This window comes from Arthrobacter sp. TJ-217 (genome assembly GCF_058269255.1).
Genome location: NZ_JBZCNJ010000004.1, coordinates 360451 through 377029, shown reverse-complemented (window position 1 = coordinate 377029; position 16579 = coordinate 360451). Strand labels below are relative to the sequence as shown.

14 protein-coding genes and 2 pseudogenes are annotated in these 16579 nt (G+C 59.7%); 6 read left to right on the top strand and 10 right to left on the bottom strand.

From position 1 onward, the window contains the following. Positions 1 to 142 precede the first annotated feature (142 nt). Complete coding sequence (locus AC4D2R_RS09790; protein WP_490939715.1) at positions 143 to 1045, bottom strand: NADP-dependent oxidoreductase; 903 nt, start codon at positions 1043 to 1045, stop codon at positions 143 to 145. A gap of 110 nt (positions 1046 to 1155) precedes the next feature. Beyond that, entirely contained in the window at positions 1156 to 1326 is a 171-nt protein-coding gene (locus AC4D2R_RS09785) for a hypothetical protein (RefSeq protein ID WP_490939837.1), read from the bottom strand. Between AC4D2R_RS09785 and AC4D2R_RS09780 the strand changes: the two are divergent. Then, positions 1306 to 1541 (top strand): annotated as a pseudogene (locus AC4D2R_RS09780) (type I methionyl aminopeptidase); the annotation flags it as partial. The gene AC4D2R_RS09785 and the pseudogene AC4D2R_RS09780 overlap by 21 nt on opposite strands. A 161-nt stretch (positions 1542 to 1702) precedes the next feature. Here the strand turns inward: AC4D2R_RS09780 and AC4D2R_RS09775 are convergent. Then, positions 1703 to 2059 (bottom strand): MerR family transcriptional regulator, encoded by a 357-nt coding sequence (locus AC4D2R_RS09775; protein WP_490939713.1) that lies wholly within the window; start codon positions 2057 to 2059, stop codon positions 1703 to 1705. An 83-nt stretch (positions 2060 to 2142) separates the two neighbouring features. Between AC4D2R_RS09775 and AC4D2R_RS09770 the strand changes: the two genes are divergently transcribed. Both AC4D2R_RS09770 and AC4D2R_RS09765 read left to right on the top strand, forming a co-directional pair. After that, positions 2143 to 3243: an alkene reductase gene (locus AC4D2R_RS09770; RefSeq protein WP_490939711.1), complete on the top strand. Its 1101-nt coding sequence runs from the start codon at positions 2143 to 2145 to the stop codon at positions 3241 to 3243. Positions 3244 to 3738: 495 nt separating this feature from the next. Further along, positions 3739 to 4020, top strand: a complete 282-nt coding sequence (locus tag AC4D2R_RS09765) for a hypothetical protein (RefSeq protein ID WP_490939709.1) — start codon at positions 3739 to 3741, stop codon at positions 4018 to 4020. Positions 4021 to 5476: 1456 nt separating this feature from the next. Here AC4D2R_RS09765 and AC4D2R_RS09760 read toward each other — a convergent pair. From AC4D2R_RS09760 to sigJ, 5 genes are all read right to left on the bottom strand, one after another. Continuing rightward, positions 5477 to 6748 (bottom strand): dihydrolipoamide acetyltransferase family protein, encoded by a 1272-nt coding sequence (locus tag AC4D2R_RS09760; RefSeq protein ID WP_490939707.1) that lies wholly within the window; start codon positions 6746 to 6748, stop codon positions 5477 to 5479. Positions 6749 to 6760: 12 nt separating this feature from the next. Beyond that, positions 6761 to 7756 (bottom strand): alpha-ketoacid dehydrogenase subunit beta, encoded by a 996-nt coding sequence (locus AC4D2R_RS09755; RefSeq protein ID WP_490939705.1) that lies wholly within the window; start codon positions 7754 to 7756, stop codon positions 6761 to 6763. Further along, entirely contained in the window at positions 7753 to 8859 is a 1107-nt protein-coding gene (pdhA, locus tag AC4D2R_RS09750) for a pyruvate dehydrogenase (acetyl-transferring) E1 component subunit alpha (protein ID WP_490939703.1), read from the bottom strand. Before pdhA ends, AC4D2R_RS09755 begins: the two co-directional genes overlap by 4 nt. 84 nt (positions 8860 to 8943) lie before the next feature. Then, positions 8944 to 10029 carry a lipocalin-like domain-containing protein gene (locus AC4D2R_RS09745; protein ID WP_490939701.1) on the bottom strand — a complete coding sequence of 362 codons (1086 nt, stop codon included), beginning with the start codon at positions 10027 to 10029 and terminating at the stop codon, positions 8944 to 8946. A 74-nt stretch (positions 10030 to 10103) separates the two neighbouring features. Then, positions 10104 to 11006, bottom strand: coding sequence for an RNA polymerase sigma factor SigJ (gene sigJ / locus AC4D2R_RS09740; protein ID WP_490939699.1), 903 nt, complete (start codon positions 11004 to 11006; stop codon positions 10104 to 10106). A gap of 258 nt (positions 11007 to 11264) precedes the next feature. Here sigJ and AC4D2R_RS09735 point away from each other — a divergent pair. Beyond that, a pseudogene (locus AC4D2R_RS09735) lies at positions 11265 to 12131 on the top strand (IS481 family transposase); the annotation flags it as partial. Here AC4D2R_RS09735 and qcrB read toward each other — a convergent pair. Further along, positions 12122 to 13765 (bottom strand): cytochrome bc1 complex cytochrome b subunit, encoded by a 1644-nt coding sequence (gene qcrB / locus AC4D2R_RS09730; RefSeq protein WP_490939697.1) that lies wholly within the window; start codon positions 13763 to 13765, stop codon positions 12122 to 12124. The pseudogene AC4D2R_RS09735 and the gene qcrB overlap by 10 nt on opposite strands. Continuing rightward, on the bottom strand, positions 13755 to 15110 hold the full coding sequence (locus AC4D2R_RS09725; RefSeq protein WP_490939833.1) for an NAD(P)/FAD-dependent oxidoreductase: 1356 nt from the start codon (positions 15108 to 15110) through the stop codon (positions 13755 to 13757). The genes qcrB and AC4D2R_RS09725 overlap by 11 nt, the downstream gene beginning before the upstream one ends. A 538-nt stretch (positions 15111 to 15648) precedes the next feature. On the opposite strand from AC4D2R_RS09725, the gene AC4D2R_RS09720 reads away from it, so the two are divergent. Next, positions 15649 to 16032, top strand: coding sequence for a sigma-70 family RNA polymerase sigma factor family protein (locus AC4D2R_RS09720; protein ID WP_490939695.1), 384 nt, complete (start codon positions 15649 to 15651; stop codon positions 16030 to 16032). A gap of 67 nt (positions 16033 to 16099) precedes the next feature. Then, positions 16100 to 16525 (top strand): hypothetical protein, encoded by a 426-nt coding sequence (locus tag AC4D2R_RS09715; RefSeq protein ID WP_490939693.1) that lies wholly within the window; start codon positions 16100 to 16102, stop codon positions 16523 to 16525. Positions 16526 to 16579 lie beyond the last annotated feature (54 nt).

Sequence of the window (16579 nt, the reverse complement as noted above, 5' to 3'; positions counted from 1 at the left end):
ATGCTTGCGCGGAGCCAGACCTCGCTGGAACGGAACGCGGGGGAGAACTGATCCTGCACTGCGGCGAGCTTGCCGTTCAAGATCTCGTGCCCCCTGCCCCCTGCCCCGGCATGGCTCTGGCCCCTGGCGCTCTGAGTTGCTGTCAGGTCAGGGTGACGACGATCTTGCCGGCCCCGCCCGCGGAGAGCTCGTGCGCTTGGCGAATTGAGTCGAGGGGCAGGACGTGGTCGACACGCGGGCTGTACAGTCCGAGCCGGCCGAGGTTGGCTGCGTGGTCGAGAAGGGAGGAGTCGTTCACGGCGTCCACTTTGCGCACGCCCAGCCGTGCGGCTCCCTCCGCGTCGATGACGGTGATGACACCGGAGGTGTCTCCGACGATGTCCACCAGGTCCTGCAGCGAGGCGGATGGCGCCGAATGCAAGGCGGCATCGATCCCCTCGGGCGCCAGCGCTTTCACCCGGTCGGCCAGGCCCGGCCCGTACGTGGTCGTTGCTACTCCGAGCTTTTCGAGGTATTCATGGTTTTCCGGCCGCGCGGTGCCGATCACGCGGGCACCGGCGGCCAGTGCGAACGCGGCAGCGGTGCTTCCGACGGCACCCGAAGCGCCCTCGATCAGGAACGTCTTGCCCGACAGGTCACCGAGCGCGTTGAGCACCCCTGCGGCCGTGGCGGAGGCGAGCCCCGCGGCGGCCGCCTGTTCCACCGACCAGTTGGAAGGAACCTCACTCCAGGCCGTGAGCACCGCGAACTCCGCGGTGGTGTCACTCACACCTCCAAGTCCGAAAACGAGGTCCCCGACACGTGCGTTCGAGACTCCCTCTCCGACCTCGTCAATGATTCCAACGGCATCGCGTCCAGGTATCGCAGGCAGCCCGATGGGAAGCACCTCCTGCAGGACACCGGAACGCAGCAGGTAATCGATGGGGTTGACGCTCACCGCCTGCACCTTGATCCGGACGGAACCCGCTGTGGCGTGGGGTTCGGTGGTTTCCTCGATGATCATCACGTCCGGGTTTCCATATTGGTGATAGCGCGCAGCCCGCATGGGGTCTCCTTAACTTCCCGTGCAGGGCGTTTCCCTGCAGCAGCGCCAGCCTAGGACCTGACGCTAACGTCAGGTGCAAATGACCGCTGGGTGACCGGCCGATGCGCTCGTCAAGGTGCGGTTCGTTGCATCGTCACCGCGCCAGGCATCACGAGCACCACGACCTTCAGCGAGCCTCGGCGCCTATGGGCGCCCAGGTCGATGCGCAGCAGCGGAGCAGCAAGGAGGAGGAATGTATTCAGCACGAGGTGAAGCACGATGGCATCGGATCGACGATGCACCAGGACCCCCATGTCGCGAACACGGGTCGGCCGGGTCGCGGGTACACCCTGCGTCCCGGGCTGCTGCTCGCGCTCGAGCCATGGTGATGGCCGGCACCGCCCGCCTTATCACCGACGCCGACGGGTGGACACTGCGCAGCGCCACAGGCAGCCGGACGGCACGCAGCGAGCACATCATCGCGATCACCGACGACGGCGCCGAGATCCCGACCCTGCGGGCGCAGGCCACTGGCGCTAAGCCAGCGCCAGCGGCCTTGCATGTGGGTGCCGCATTTCAATCTGGCGAACCGGACGGCGACGCGCTGCAACGGGTGAAAAGTGTTCCGGCTCCCACCGCATTGCCCGGTGGACTGCCTGCCGTCGGGCAGCCTTGAGGCTAGACCGTCTCGAGGGAGCGGGCTTTCGATGCGGTGATGAGTTGATCGAGACGTGCACTCGCCTCGTGCAGTTCTGCGATGCGATGCGCCAGCGCCTCGCGCTCGGACTGCAGCATCGCCTGCTGTTCCTTGGTGGTGCCGCCTGTGTCGATGCAGGGCAACAATTCCGCGATGCGGCGGCTGCTCAGCCCCGCCGCGTACAGCGTCTGGAAAAACCTGACACGGTCCACCGCGCTGCTTTCGAATTCGCGCTGGCCGCCGGCCGTGCGCGTGCTCACCAGCAGTCCCTGCTCCTCGTAGTACCGCAGCGCCCGCACGCTCACACCAGACTGCCGAGCCAGTTCACCAATGCGCATCGACGCTCCCTTCGTGCGGCGTATTCGACCATGACCGCCATAGATTTGCACCTGACGTTAGCGTCAGGTCCTAGCGTAATTGTATGACTTCTCTCTTCGATAATCTTCCCCTCGGCGAACTGCGCCTCCCCAACCGGATCGTCATGTCTCCCATGACGCGGGTACGTTCCGGTGTTGAGGGACTCGCCACGGCATCCATGGCAACCTACTATGCGCAGCGGGCGGCCGCTGGATTGATCATCTCCGAAGGCATCCAACCGAGCCTGGAAGGACAGTCGAATCCACGCACGCCGGGTCTGTATAACGCCGCGCAGATTGACTCCTGGCGACAGGTCACATCAGCCGTTCACGTCAACGGCGGCCGGATCTTCGCCCAGATCATGCACGCCGGCAGGATCAGTCACCCCGACACCACCGGCCACCAGGCTGTTGCGCCCTCGGCGGTTGCAGCCCGTGACGCATATGTCTTCACCCCCTCGGGCCCGCAGTTGGCGCCCGTGCCGCGCGCACTTGCGACCAGTGAAGTCCCCGGTGTGGCGGAGTCGTACGCGACGGCGGCGCGGGGGGCCATGGAGGCAGGGTTCGACGGCGTTGAGCTGCACGGCGCAAACGGGTATCTGATCGGGCAGTTCCTGTCGAGCAACGCCAACCTCCGCACCGACCGCTACGGCGGAACCGTCACCGGGCGCATCCGCTTTGCCGTGGAAGCCGTGACCGCGACGGCCGATGCAATCGGGGCAGACCGCGTTGGGCTGCGGGTGTCGCCCGGCGCGGGGATCTGGGACGTCAGCGAGTCAGACATCCCGGAGCTGTACGGGGCGCTGCTCGAAGAACTGGCCCCGCTTGGCTTGGCATACCTTCACGTGGCCGCGAGCCCGGAAGAAGACGTGATCCGCGGCCTGCGCCGGGCGTGGGAGGGCACTCTCATCGTCAATCCGTCGAAGCCCGGCAGTGCCGTTCCATCGACGCGCGAAGATGCTGACCGTTGGCTTCTTGAGGGCGCAGACCTGATCTCCTTCGGGCGGGCGTTCCTGGCCAATCCCGACCTTGTCGAACGCCTGCGCGCAGATCACCCTCTTGCCGTTGCGGATGTCGACACCTACTACCAAGGCGGCGACGAAGGCTACATCACCTACCAGCCCTTCTCCCACGCGTCATCCGCCCTGGTCGCCGCGGAGGGCTAAGGAGACGCCCCCAGCCAAGCCGACTCACGCCCATCACCGCAATGTCGCACCGGCTCTCTCGAGAAGTCCGGTTTGAGCTCTCTTACTCCTTCATGGGGGAGTGGCGGTGCAGGTACATGACTGTGGTGAGGCTTCGGACCTGGTCATCCTCCTGAATCAGCTCAGGCGAAGCATTCACCGAAGTCAATGACTCATGAGCGCCATCGCCACGGGCAGACCTAAGCTGCGACAACTCTCGGATTGTTCGCCGGTGCTACACAGAAGAGCGGCCACGCGGGATCCGGGGCCGGCCCTCAGGCACCGTCATATGGCAACTAGCTCCAGCAGGCTCCGTTTGGTCAGGAGTCAAACAAACCCGGGGCGGTCCGAAGTTCACAGGAAGCAGGTTATCCGCCCAACCACGCAACCGGACGCCCGGGAACTCGACACCCAGCCGGTACGATGACGACCACCAAGGCAGACCTAACACGCTTTGCACGCACTTGGGGGCTAACGATGACGGGACTCGATTTCGGAACACTGACCAAGCGATCGGTGGTGGATTCCGCAACCGAGCCAAGGCGGATCTTTGCAGCTCTGCCGGCCCGATCCACTAAGTACTCCCGACCATGGGATGTTCAAACACAAGTTTGGGACAGCTGGCACGATCGGCGCACCGAATCCGGCCTGCTAGTCAAAATAAACACAGGCGGCGGTAAAACGGTGGGCGGATTGATGATGCTTATCGGCGAACTCGTCACCCGCAAATTTCGGGAGTATCAGCGCGTGGAGGAGTAGAATTTGCTCACCGAGCCGTCGCCGAACGGTCTTCGAGTTGGCAGCGGCGTTGCTTTCGCCGCCATAGGGATGTCCCGTTTACACGCGAGTATGGGCTGTTACGCTTCTAGTTTGTGTTTTGGTAGTCATTTTTTTCGGCTAGGGAAGCCAATCTTAGCAATGCGAGTCCTTCATGCCGGGGCTCGTATTGAAGCAAAGCTTGCAGTCGAAGGACCCTAGGCTCGTGAGAACTGCGATCGCAGTAATCCTGTAGAGAGCGACGCCGCCGATCCCATCGAGCGTTGCTGCTTGTGACATTGGAGTCGTCATGACAGTGATAAAAACTTCTATCAGAACCCTTGCCCTCACCTTCGCGATCGGGCTCTTCGCAACAGCGTCCCCGGCATTCGCCGCCGACGGTGTTCTTAGCGTCGACAGCGCTTCCTTGGTCGCGCGAGGAGCAGCAGTCGACGTAACTTACTCGTTCGTTTGTGACGCAGACGCTGAGGTCTTCACCTCCGTAAGGCTGGCGCAGAGAAGCGGCAGGGGCGTCGCCACTGGCAGTGGAAGCCCGTCCGGGGGTCGCGTTGAATGCACGGGTGAGAGGCAGACCATCTCCGTCTGGGTGCTGGCGAATAGTGGTCCGGCGTTCAAGCGCGGCGTAGCAGCAGCGTCCGTAAGCCAATACAGTTGCCGCACCCCCGAGGAACCCTGCACGGTTTCCGAGTTGTACACGGAGATCAGAATTACCAGGTAATAGCGGGCCGGAAGCTTTCTAGCGCCGAAGGTCGCCCAGGACTGGGGGCTTTCGGCGCTAGTCCGTCTGCTCACGTAAGCATCCTTCACCCGAACCAGAACTCAAGCAGCGGCAGGCACAGGAATAACCGAGGCACCGTCGTGGTGAGCAGTGCCCTTGATGATTGCGTGGAGGTTCCACAGGCAGTGGAAGCTGTACTCGGTGAGCCGAGTTCCTGGTGATCCGTGAAGTCGAGCTGGTCGCGGGTGAATTCCTCCAACGCTGCGGCGGCCTCATGTTCGCCCTCGGCCAGGCCCAATACGTCTCCCTGCAGCTCGGCTAGCGCAGCACGCTGACCGGTGTTACCGACCCATGCAGCGGGCCCTGGGTCGATGATTCGGTACAGGCTCGGCCGGACTCACATACTTCCCGAGGACCCAACCATCTTGAATAATATTGAGTTACAGGTACTCAACAGTAAGGTCCGCCGAGAACTGGACGCCGAATACCTTGATTTCAATCTCGAACCTGAAACTAAAGGACGCTTCGAGGAACGTACAGCAGAGCTCGACTGCCGGGATGGGCGTGCGATGAATCCGCCGCACAGAACGAGCGAGTAACAATAGCTCGCTGCGAGGTTCCCCTGTGCGCGCCGCGCCTGGATAGGCAGCACTCACCTCGTTTAACCTGCAGGAATTCTGTCACCATCTCAACTGAACTCACAGGACCGTGGGTTCTTCTTCAAGCAATCATTCTCAAGGGTTGTTCCAGGAGCTCGGTGAGTGTCGCAAGGAACTGGGCGGCAAGAGCACCATCAATTATTCGGTGGTCAGCTGAAAGGGTGAATCGGATGCGGGTGTGGACTATCACGTCACCATTGATTGCGACGGGCTCTGGCCGGGCCGCGCCCACCGCAAGAATAGCCCCTTCGGGCGGATTGATTATTGCTGTGAACTCCTCGATTCCGTACATGCCGAGGTTACTAATCGTAAAGGTACCGTTGGTCAAGTCTGCAGTGCTAAGTTTTCGGTTCTGCGCGCGGTTCACGAGGTCTTTGGACTCGGCGGCAATCTGGGATGCCGTCTTCTGATTGGCGTCCGTGATCACGGGCACGACAAGACCCGCTTTCGAAGCGACCGCGATTCCGATGTTAATACGTTGGTGCAGAAGGGTTTGCCCATATCCCTCCGAGGAGTACGAGGCGTTGACCTCAGGATGCTTCCGTAACGCGATCGCGCTTGCCCGAATGAGGAGGTCGTTGACCGTTATTTTGGCAAGGCCAACCGGTATGAGTTGTGCGTTGAGCTCCGCACGAAGGCCTATCAAGTTTTCAATATCGGCTACGGCTGTCATGTAGAAGTGCGGTGTGCCACTGCTGCTATCTGTGAGTCGGCTGCTAATCACCTGGCGGGTCTTGCTGAAAGGGACAGCAGTAGTTCGACGATCGTCAGTTGAAGGTACCGTCTTGCCCAGTACGGACACTTCAGCTAAGGCACCATCGGAACTGGCGGCATCGGCAGGAGACGGGCTAATGGTAGGGGTCAGCTGTGTGAGAGCGTCTTCCAAGTCTGCGCGCACAATCCGACCACCGGGACCGGAGCCGGTGATGTGCTCGAGATTGATTGCCTTCTCACGGGCGACCTTGCGCACGAGCGGTGTTGCGAAAAGCCGCTTATGGGCCGGGCCGGCCGGCTCATCAGTAGGCGAAGTGGCAACGGCATCGACGTTTGCGGTGCCCCGTGAAGTGTTAACCGATGCTGACGTCGGGGACGGGGAGTTTCCGTCGTCGAGACGGGCGATAACCATTCCGATGGTGGCCTGCTCGCCTTCGGGAACAAGGATCTCGTGGAGGACGCCGGTTTCATAGGCTTCGTGGTCCATCGTCGCCTTGTCAGTTTCTATCTCGACCAGAATGTCACCAGCGTTCACTTGGTCGCCTGGTTTTTTATGCCATATGGCGATAGCACCTTCTTTCATAGTGTCGGACAGACGTGGCATAAGGATGTCAATCATGAGGGTGTCTTTCTAGGCTCGGCGAGCGACGGCGGCGAGAGTCTGCCTGATAGCGGTGGCGGCGTCCTCGGCAGAAGGTAGAGCTGCAGTTTCCAATGGCTTGGAATAAGGAAGCGGTACTTCAGCCATGGCGACTCGACGCACGGGTGCGTCGAGCCAGTCGAATGCGCCGTCGGAGATCGTAGCGGCGATTTCAGCGCCTATGCCGTATGTGAGCCAGTCGTCTTCGAGCACGACAGCGCAGTGGGTCTTTTTCACTGACTTGATGACTGTGTCGCGGTCGAGAGGCCGGAGGCTTCGCAGGTCGACCACCTCAACATCGATGTCTTCGTTCTCAGCGAGTCGTTGGGCGACTTCCAATGCGATGGCAGCCATGCGGGAGTATGCGACCACCGTGATATCGGCGCCTTGGCGGGTGATAGCGGCTTTGCCAATCTCCGCAGGGGTGTCATCCTCTGGCACTTCACCTTTGGTGTTGTAGAGGGCTAGGTTCTCGAGGAATAGGACGGGGTCGTCATCTCGGATGGCTGCAATCAACAGTGCCTTGGCATCAGCGGGGCTTGATGGGGCGACGACCTTCATTCCGGGGACAAAGGCGTAGTACAACTCGATATTCTGCGAGTGGGTTGCTCCGAGCTGTTGACCGCCACCGCCCGGCGTGCGGATAACGAGGGGCACGCATGCTTGTCCACCAAACATGCCGTAGATTTTGGCGGCGTGATTTACGATCTGATCGAGCGCCAATAGGGAGAAGTTAATGGTCATAATCTCAACAACGGGGCGCAGGCCAAGCATCGCGGCACCGATAGCGGCACCGGTGAAACCCTCTTCGGCGATGGGAGCGTCGCGGACGCGTTTTTCACCGAATTCGGCAAGCATGCCGGCAGTGATTTTGTAGGAGCCTTCGAATACTCCTATTTCCTCACCGATAAGTAGTACATTTTCGTCCCGCAGCATCTCAGATCGGAGGGTGTCGTGTAGGGCCTGCCTGTATGTCATCACGCTCATGGTGTTGCTCCAACTTGGGGGAAGGGGAGGGGCCCGAACAACGGTTCGCCTGGCAGTCGCCGTGAGTCGTTGGGCACATTGGTGGCGTAGGTGTAATCAAAGAGGGTGTCTACCGACGGATGAGGGCTCGACTCCGCATAAGCGACGGCCTCCGCCACCGTGCGCAGCGCATCTGCGTCAATGTCACGGATGTCTTCATCAGTGAGGATTCCCTGCTCGGATAGGCGGACCGCGAAAGCCGCGATTGGATCTCCGGCCTTGAGTGCTTCGGCCTTTTCTTTCGAACGGTACTTCGCCGGGTCGACGACAGAGTGACCCTTCAGACGTCCGCTCATGGTTTCGAGTAGGAACGGTTTTCCAGCCCGTGCGCTCTTAAGAGCTGCGAGGGTTGCCTCGCGCACGGCGAGCGGATCGTTGCCGTCGACGCGAGCCGATGCCATCCGGTACGATGCAGCGCGCCTGTGCAGCACGGGCTCACTGGACGCTTTCTCTACTGTCGTTCCCATTCCGAGGCCGTTGTTAACGACCACGTAGACGATGGGTAGACTCCAGAGCGCGGCGATGTTTAGCGACTCGTGAAACGCCCCCACGTTGGTTGTTCCATCGCCCATCGTGCAGAGGACGGCCTCTGAGCCTCCGTGGTAGTCGATGGCCAGGGCGGCCCCTGTCGCCAGAGGCACCTGCCCGCCAACAATTCCATACCCACCGAGTAGCCGAGAATCCATGTCGAACAGATGCATCGATCCTCCCCAGCCTTTAGAGACTCCATCGCGACGGCCGTAAAGCTCTGCCATGATTCGCCCGGGCGCTATGCCTCGACCTATGGCGTATCCGTGTTCCCGATAGTTTGTGAATAGGTAATCGTTCGTTTCCATCGCGGACATGAGTCCCGTAACGGTTGCCTCCTCACCGAGGTTCAGGTGGCAATAGCCCCCAATCTCCGCCTGCGTGTAGGAGCGAGCCGCCCGTTCTTCGAATCGGCGGATCAGAACCATCTGCCGATAAAAGCGAAGGAGGATATCGGTCTCAGCCCCCGGTCTCTCCGTTGATAAGGGAGAAGCTGGGGTGCTCCGGTTCGGTGATGTGGGCTTACGAGTGGCCATTTGAAACTCCTTGTACCACGCACATTTGGGCAGGACCGATCGATTGCTCGACCGGAGTTGCGTGCGCGAGTTGAACGAACGCTGTTAGTCGGTGCGGGGATGCCCGAAGTACATCAGTTCCCAGATCGCCTCATCTGTGAATGATTCGACGAGTTTGGTTCCTGACCATCGTTCGATGGTGAGGTCTCCCACAAAACGCAGATAGGCGCCGTCGAATCTAACTAGGCGTGCAGCGAGTCCGCGCAAGCCCTTCATTTCGTCAACGAACTTGTTAGTAACCAGGTCTGTGTGTTTTTTGAAAGTCACCACGTAACGATCGGTGCCGTCGTCGTAGGTGTATTGTGTGACAGTCGCGACGGGTTTTCCGGTCGTCTTATCGGTGTATGTTTTTGTGGCCTGGAAAAACACGAACATTTCGTCGTCGGCTACAATTTCTCCGTCTCGGGCAAGCATGAAGATCGGAATCGGGGCATAACCGTACTGCCTATGGGCGGTGATATACGAGGCGATGACGGAGTATGGTCCGGCTTGTCCCCGGGCCCAATACCAGTCATTGATGATGGACATCATGCCGGTATTGCCCCAGTTGTGGTCGTGGTACCCAGCCCCTGTGACTTCCTTACGTACCCCATCGACTTCATAAGAGCCTTTGACGGCCCCTTGTGGAACTGCCGGGAGCCAGGAGAACTCCTGGTTGCGATCTTTGCCGAAGACGAGATATCCAGTGTGAGGTCGCCACGGGCGTATTTGCGCATCCAGCGTTACATGTATTTTGACGTCGTCAATCTCGGCGTCAATCTTGTAATGCGAGAGATCACCGGCGAATCGGTTGTCCCCAATTCGCACATCAGCACGTTCGGTGGAGGCGGAGAAGGACTGAGATGGGTATGTCCGGATAAATGTCCGGCTTCGGCCATCAGGGAGATCGAGGTTCAGGCGGATCATCGGCGTCAGCGGCTTCATTGGCGCTGAGAGATCCTTGGTCATGAAGACTACGACGAGTTTGGCGCCGTCATCAAGGTGGGCATCGAAGTACCACCATTCGTAGGTTCCTCTGCGGCCATCAGTGCGGGCGCCGTCCTCCCATAAGGCAATCTCATCCCGGCTGATGCCGATCCGCTGGTAGTCATTGTCTTGGTTTGCAATGCTTGCGGTGTGTGTGGCGGCCATGATCCCTCTCAATCGCGACGCGCTGAGTGGCGCCGTCAATAAGCAAGACCGGATGACTTGAGAGGATGTGAGGTTCAGTTCCAAAGTGTGAGCTTGTACGGGTTCATCATCATGCGTACATCGGTCACAAGGCCGGACGCAGTTTCGAAGGTGACGACACCAACGATCTTCCCTTCATCCCAAACCGTAACGCCAAGTCCGTCTGGTGTCTCCTGTTCCAAAACGGTGGCTTTCAGTTTCTTGGTTAACGCACCAACCAAGAAACGAGCGACATGTTCTGCCCCATGTAGGGGGTTGCGTGCTGCAGTTACCACTCCTCCGCCGTCGGAGCGCAGCTCCACCTGAGGGTCAAGGACGGCAATGAGGCTGGCAATGTCTCCGGTTCGTACCGCAGCGGCGAAAGTCCGGACGATATCGTCGTGCTCGGCACGTGATGCACGACGGCTTCGGCTTTGCTGGACTCTGCGTCGGGCCGATGTGGCGAGCTGGCGGCAAGCCGCCGGCGTTCGACCGACAACCTCCGCGATTTCACTGAAAGGCATCGAGAAAACGTCATGCAACACAAACGCGACGCGTTCGGCCGGTGTCATGGACTCAAGCACAACGAGGAGGGCAGTGCTCACCGATTCATCGAGTGTTACGCGCTCAAGCGGATCCGCTGGCATGGTACTGGGAGCAGGAAAGGAATAAGCAGGAATCGGCTCGGGAAGCCACGGACCAACGTACCTTTCGTGGCGTTGCCGCGCGGAGGAAAGGACATTGAGGCACACTCGGCTTGCGGCGCGGGTGAGCCATGCTCGTGGCACGATGATGGCGTCTCTCTCGTCCTGGCTAAGTCGGTACCAGCGGAAATACGTCTCCTGAACCGCGTCTTCAGCCTCGGCGACAGTACCAAGCATTCGAAATGCCAGGGAGACAAGGTGTCGCCGCTCACCTAAGACATCGGCATGTACTGCGTCACGTTCGTCGGGTGTCATCGTGTCCTCACCTCATATCAGACCCTGCCCCACATATCAGACCGGGTAGCGCCGTGGATTGTGACCCGACATCGCACATTCGAATCTCATATCAAGTCGTGCACGGTCTAAGTTCAGCACTAGACCATAGCTCGATCTAGTTGTCCTGCACAGGGACGTTGGTTGATGTGTGACGACGCGTTGTAGGTTCGGGACGCGGGGCGGACCCCCAATCGAGAGTGGAGCTGCCTGGGTTCCGGTATCGATCAGGCGGTCCTCGTGTCTCACGCTAATGCTGCTCTGACTCCGATTCAACGCCTGCGGATCGCGAAACTCATCGTCGATGACGGGTGGCCCGTGGCGCACGCCGCGGCGTTCTTCCATGTTGGCTGGCCGACCGCGAAGCGGTGGGCCGACCGGTACGCGGCGATGGGCCGGGAAGGCATGCAGGACCGGTCCTCGCGCCCGAACCACAGCCCGGGGAAGACCCCCGCCCGCCGTGGTCCGGAAGGTGGTGCATCTGCGGTGGAAAAGACGCCTCAGGCCGGTCGGTATTGGAGCGCGTCTCGGGGTGCCGGCCTCCACCGTCCCCCCGGACTGACCCCTTACGGGCCGAATTGCCAGCACCACGTCGGTAACCGTACCGGTGATCCCGAGCGCCGGTACAAGCATGAGCGGCCGCACGACCTGACCCACATTGACGAGAAGAGACTCGGCAACATTCCCGACGGCGGCGGGTGGCGTTAGGTCGGCCACCGTCAAGGCGGGCGGAACAGGGCCGACACCCCGGAAAAGGCCCGCAGTAAACACCGCGGCCCGCTGATGGGAACCGCGTTCGTGCACACCGTCATTGATGATCACTCCCGCCTCGCCTACGCGGAGAACCACGACGACGAGACAGCTGCCACCGCCGTCGGTGTCCTGCAGCGGGCAATATCCTGGTTCGCCGCCCGAGGGATCAGCGTCCACAGGGTCCTCTCCGAAAACGGTTCGGCCTATAAATCGCATCTCTGGGCCCACACCTGCGCCAGCCTCGGCATCAAAGCCAAAAAGACCAGACCCTACCGACCGCAGACCAACGGGAAGATCGAACGCTTCCACCGACCCCTCGCCGATGGTTGGGCCTTCACCCGCCGTCACATTTCGGCCTTGTCGTTAGTGGCCGCATGTGCCAGCGAACGACTTTCCTGTTCCCGAACGCTGTCAAGTTCTTGAGGTGTTGCTGGGTCAATTCGATCTTCGAAAAACCAAGCCGCTAGTCGCGAGCGCACCCGCTCTATGAGGCTCAAACGGCCTGCTTCGTTAGGGCGGGCTGGCAGTGCCGAAGGATGCGTGTGGGCGGTAAGTCGCCACCGTTCGTAGGAGTCCACCGGGTGGTGGACCTCGACATACTCGCCGTGGGGTAAACGGACGATTCGACCTGTTTCGTACCCATGTAGGGCAATTTCTCGGTCTTTCCTCTGCAGCCCGAGGCACACGCGACGAGTGACCTCGAAGGCGATCGGGGGCCCGAGTAACAAGCTGATCTGCAGGGCAACGATGACTGATTCGAAACTGATTTTTAGGGCCAACGAAGCGATGTCGGCACTAGCTGCCGCCCATAACACTCCGTAGAACACCACGCCTGCAACACCGATTCCGGTGCGGGCCGCAGCGTTTCGAGGACGATCAAGAATGTGGTGCTCGCCTCGATCCTGGCTAATCCACCCCTCAATGAACGGATAGATCGCCACCACCGTCATGAAGATTCCGACGACGGCAAGTGGTACCAGAACGGAAAGCGCCCATGTACGCCCTAGCCACATGAATTCCCACCCTGGCGGCACCAGTCGGAGCGCACCATCAAGAAATCCGGTGTACCAGTCCGGCTGACTACCGGCAGTTGCGTTGCCAGGGTCGGACGGGCCGAACATCCAAGTAGGACTGATGGTCACTGTCGCCGAGATAAGCACGAGCGCACCGGAAACGAACGCCATCAGTCCTGCCGCAAGTGTCACAGCGTTTGGCAGCAGCGGGATGCCGACAATGTTGTTCTCCGTGCGTCCTGCGGTGGCAAACTGCGCCGGCTTGTTTTTATATGCAAGCCTTATCCTCGCCACCAGCAGCCCGATGAGGGCGAGCGGCACGACCAGGATATGAATGGGGTAAAGGTTCTCAATAATTGACCCGGGAAATCCACCGCCGAATAGGATTGCCGCGATCCACGTGCCAACGACAGGAATACCGAGGATGATGCCCTCCACGATCCGCAGACCGGATCCGGAAAGCATGTCGTCGGGGAGGGCATAGCCACTCCACCCTCCAGCGAGGGCTACGACAAAGAGGGCGAAAAGCAGCACCCAGCTGCCTCTTCTGGGCCGCCGGAACCCACCAGTGAAGAACATGACGAGTAACTGCATGATTATGGCTATCGGTAAGAGCAGCGCCGTCCAGTGATGAAGTTGTCGAAGGAGCAGACCTCCCGGGGTTTCGAACGAGATTGTCATCACGGAGTTGAACGCTTTTGAGACCTCTGTACCCTGCAGGATTGTGTAGCTGCCCTTGTAGATAACTCGGTCGCTGGAAGGCTCATATATGAACATCAACAGGACGCCCGATACGAACAAGAGGATCATGCTTACGAACGCCACGACGCCGAAAAGGTTGCTCCAATGCAGCGGGACTATTCGATGCCTAAGTTCCGCGTTCAGGGCGAGGCGTCGGCCGACGCCGGTGTGTTCCCGCAGATAGTTGGATGCTCGGTCGGTTATCAGGGCAGTGCGACGGCGGTCAACGGGCATGAGCTTTTTCGCTTTTTCGTGCTGCCGAACTCCGGGGTCGTGCAGCGTCGATGAAGGCGGCGCGCGGATGTTGCATCGACGGCAAAGCGACGATGTCGCGTCCAAATAGAACGGCCGTCACCCACATGAGGAATACTCGTACTTTCCGTTCCCAGGTTGGGACCGCGAGCACGTGATAGCCACGGTGCATCAGCCAGGCGGCAAAACCTTTGATGACGATACGGCGGTACTGAAAGATCCCATGGCCCAGTCCGAGGGTTGCTACGGTACCGAGGCTGTGGTGCCGATACGGCTTCAGAGGTTTTCCGCGGACGTGCGCGGCAAGATTTTTTGCCAGTCGCTTTCCTTGTCGAACAGCGTGCTGGGCGTTCGGTACGGTCCGGGCTCCTGACTCCGGTGATGCGAGATCCGGAACGGCAGCGTTGTCTCCGGCCCCCCAGGCGTCTACTACGACATCATCGCCACGAGCTACTCTAAGGTCTGGAAGGACGGACAGCAGTCCGCGTTCATCGACGGGCAGATCGGTGTGGCTGGCAACTACTGGGTGAGAGGCGTTTCCGGCAGCCCAGATGAGGATTTCATTGTCGTACTCTTCGCCAGTGGACAGGACGATATGTCCGTCTCTTGCAGAGACGAGCTGTGTGTTGAGGTGAATTTTACCTCCGCGTTGTTCGAGGTGCGCGACGACCCACTTCCCTGGCTGGTCAGTCACCTCGGGCAGAATGCGGCCCTTCGCTTCGACGAGATGGAAAGAGAGCTCAGACAACTCTAATTCCGGGTATGACTTCAACAAGCCGGATGCTAAGGACAAGAGCTCACCGAATGCTTCGACTCCAGTGAACCCACCTCCGACTATGGTGACGGACAGAAGTTTTTGCCGTTCGGGCCCGGGCGGGAGGCCGGCTGCACGTTCGAACGCAGTGAACAGTCGGTCTCGGATATTGACGGCTTCTTCTACGTTCTTGAGGCCTATGGCTTGTTCGGTCACGCCATCGATAGGGAAGGTTTTGGTGACCGCCCCTGCTGTGACGACAATAATGTCGTATTCAAGTTGCCGAGATTCTCCTTCGAGCGGACGGATCGTTACCCTCTTACGTGCATGATCGATCTCTGTAACCGATCCGGCCACCACATTTGTACGGCGTAGGTGAGATCGCAGCGAGACGGCAACGTGTCGAGCCTCCACAGAGCCTGCCGTGACCTCAGGCAGGAACGGCTGGTATGTCATGTAGGAACGAGGCTCAATTATCGCGACCTGGGCCTCATCGGCGCGGAGTCTTTTTTCCAAATTCCAGGCTGTATAAAACCCGGCATAACCGCCACCGACAATCAGAATATTCCGCATGATTTTCTCCAGATTCCGTTCTATAACCAAGACCGCGCAGGTCTGCTTGTTGTGATGGCGGTTGAGCATCGCTTTGATCGTCGACCTGACCAGGCGGCGGTGATGATCTCAGCACGCAGCGATGTTCCACGACGAGGAATGTGGCCCAAAAATTGGCGAGGCGTCGAGGCGGCTTCATCGAGCAACCGGATGCCAGTTGCTCGACCTGTGAAAATCATGTCCATGTCGCCTCCTAGCGGGAAATCTGCTCCCCGCCTCATGGACTATGACCAGACTGCTCCCCGCTTTGTGAGACGCCCTCCCTACTGTGTCCGAACCTCACAATTTGGCACCCTGCACGGTCTTGGTTGTGGCGATGGCACAGCCGCCGGACCCGGGCATCTAAGTTACGTATCCACAACCAGAGGAGGGGTGCATGATGCATTTTGACCGATGCCCCGACACCCCGTTTAACGAGCGCTACCCCGCGGCAGGGCAAAATCGACGGCCCGAGATTTTTCTGACGATGCGATGAAAACACAGAGAAAGCGACGAACATATGGCGCAAGACAACGACATCTCAGAAGAAAAACATGATGCCGTTGTGCTCAACTTGTTGGACGCCTGCGTGGGGGGCTACCAAGTCCGCCTGTCCCGTCTGCTCGATCCCTCCGTGATCCTCGTAATCGACAGTGGAGGCAAGGTGCGTGCCCCAACGGAACCCGTTGTTGGAGCGCGGCAAGCCGCTCAGTTCCTGCTGGATCTTGCTACTGCCCCGGACATGATCGTGCGAGCCCAGCCAGTGAGCGGGCAAACGGGTCTTGTCTTTGACCACAAAAACCGTATCGTCGGGGTTCTCGGACTCAAAGCTGCATCCGGCCGCATTCAAGAGATTTGGATCGTTGTAAACCCGGAGAAGCTTCGCAGGTGGAACCCTGAATAAGATGTCACCTGAAGCATTGGAGAGTTAACCACCTCACACTTTGAAGGGCTGCGTTGTCCTAATAGGTGTGAATACTTCTTACCGCCGCTCGGTGCTTGCCGCAACCGTGGTCGTTGGCCTCTACGTAGGCGTATGGGCGCAGTTCTTCCCGCACGCCTTTTACGAATCCTTCCCTGGTTTCGGTCTGCGCTGGATCAGCATTGATGGTGCAGAGAATGAGCATCTCATCCGTGACGTTGGGAGCCTCTACCTTGCCTTAACCTCGATTAGCATCGCCGGTTTCTTCTCAAAAACCGCGGTCATCGGTCGGATCGCTGGCTTGGGGTGGACCGTGTTCGGTGTCCTCCACTTTGCGTATCACATAAGTCATCTTGCCGGCACAGTCGTGGACATTATAGGAACAGTACTAAGTCTCGCGATCAGTGCGGTCCTCGGCATCCTTTTGCTGTTTCCCACCCGCAAAACCCGCTTCGCTAGGGACAACAAGAAATGAAGTTTGCTGTCGCCGGGGGCAACGGCGCGGTGGGTCGGCATGTCGTTTCTCTCG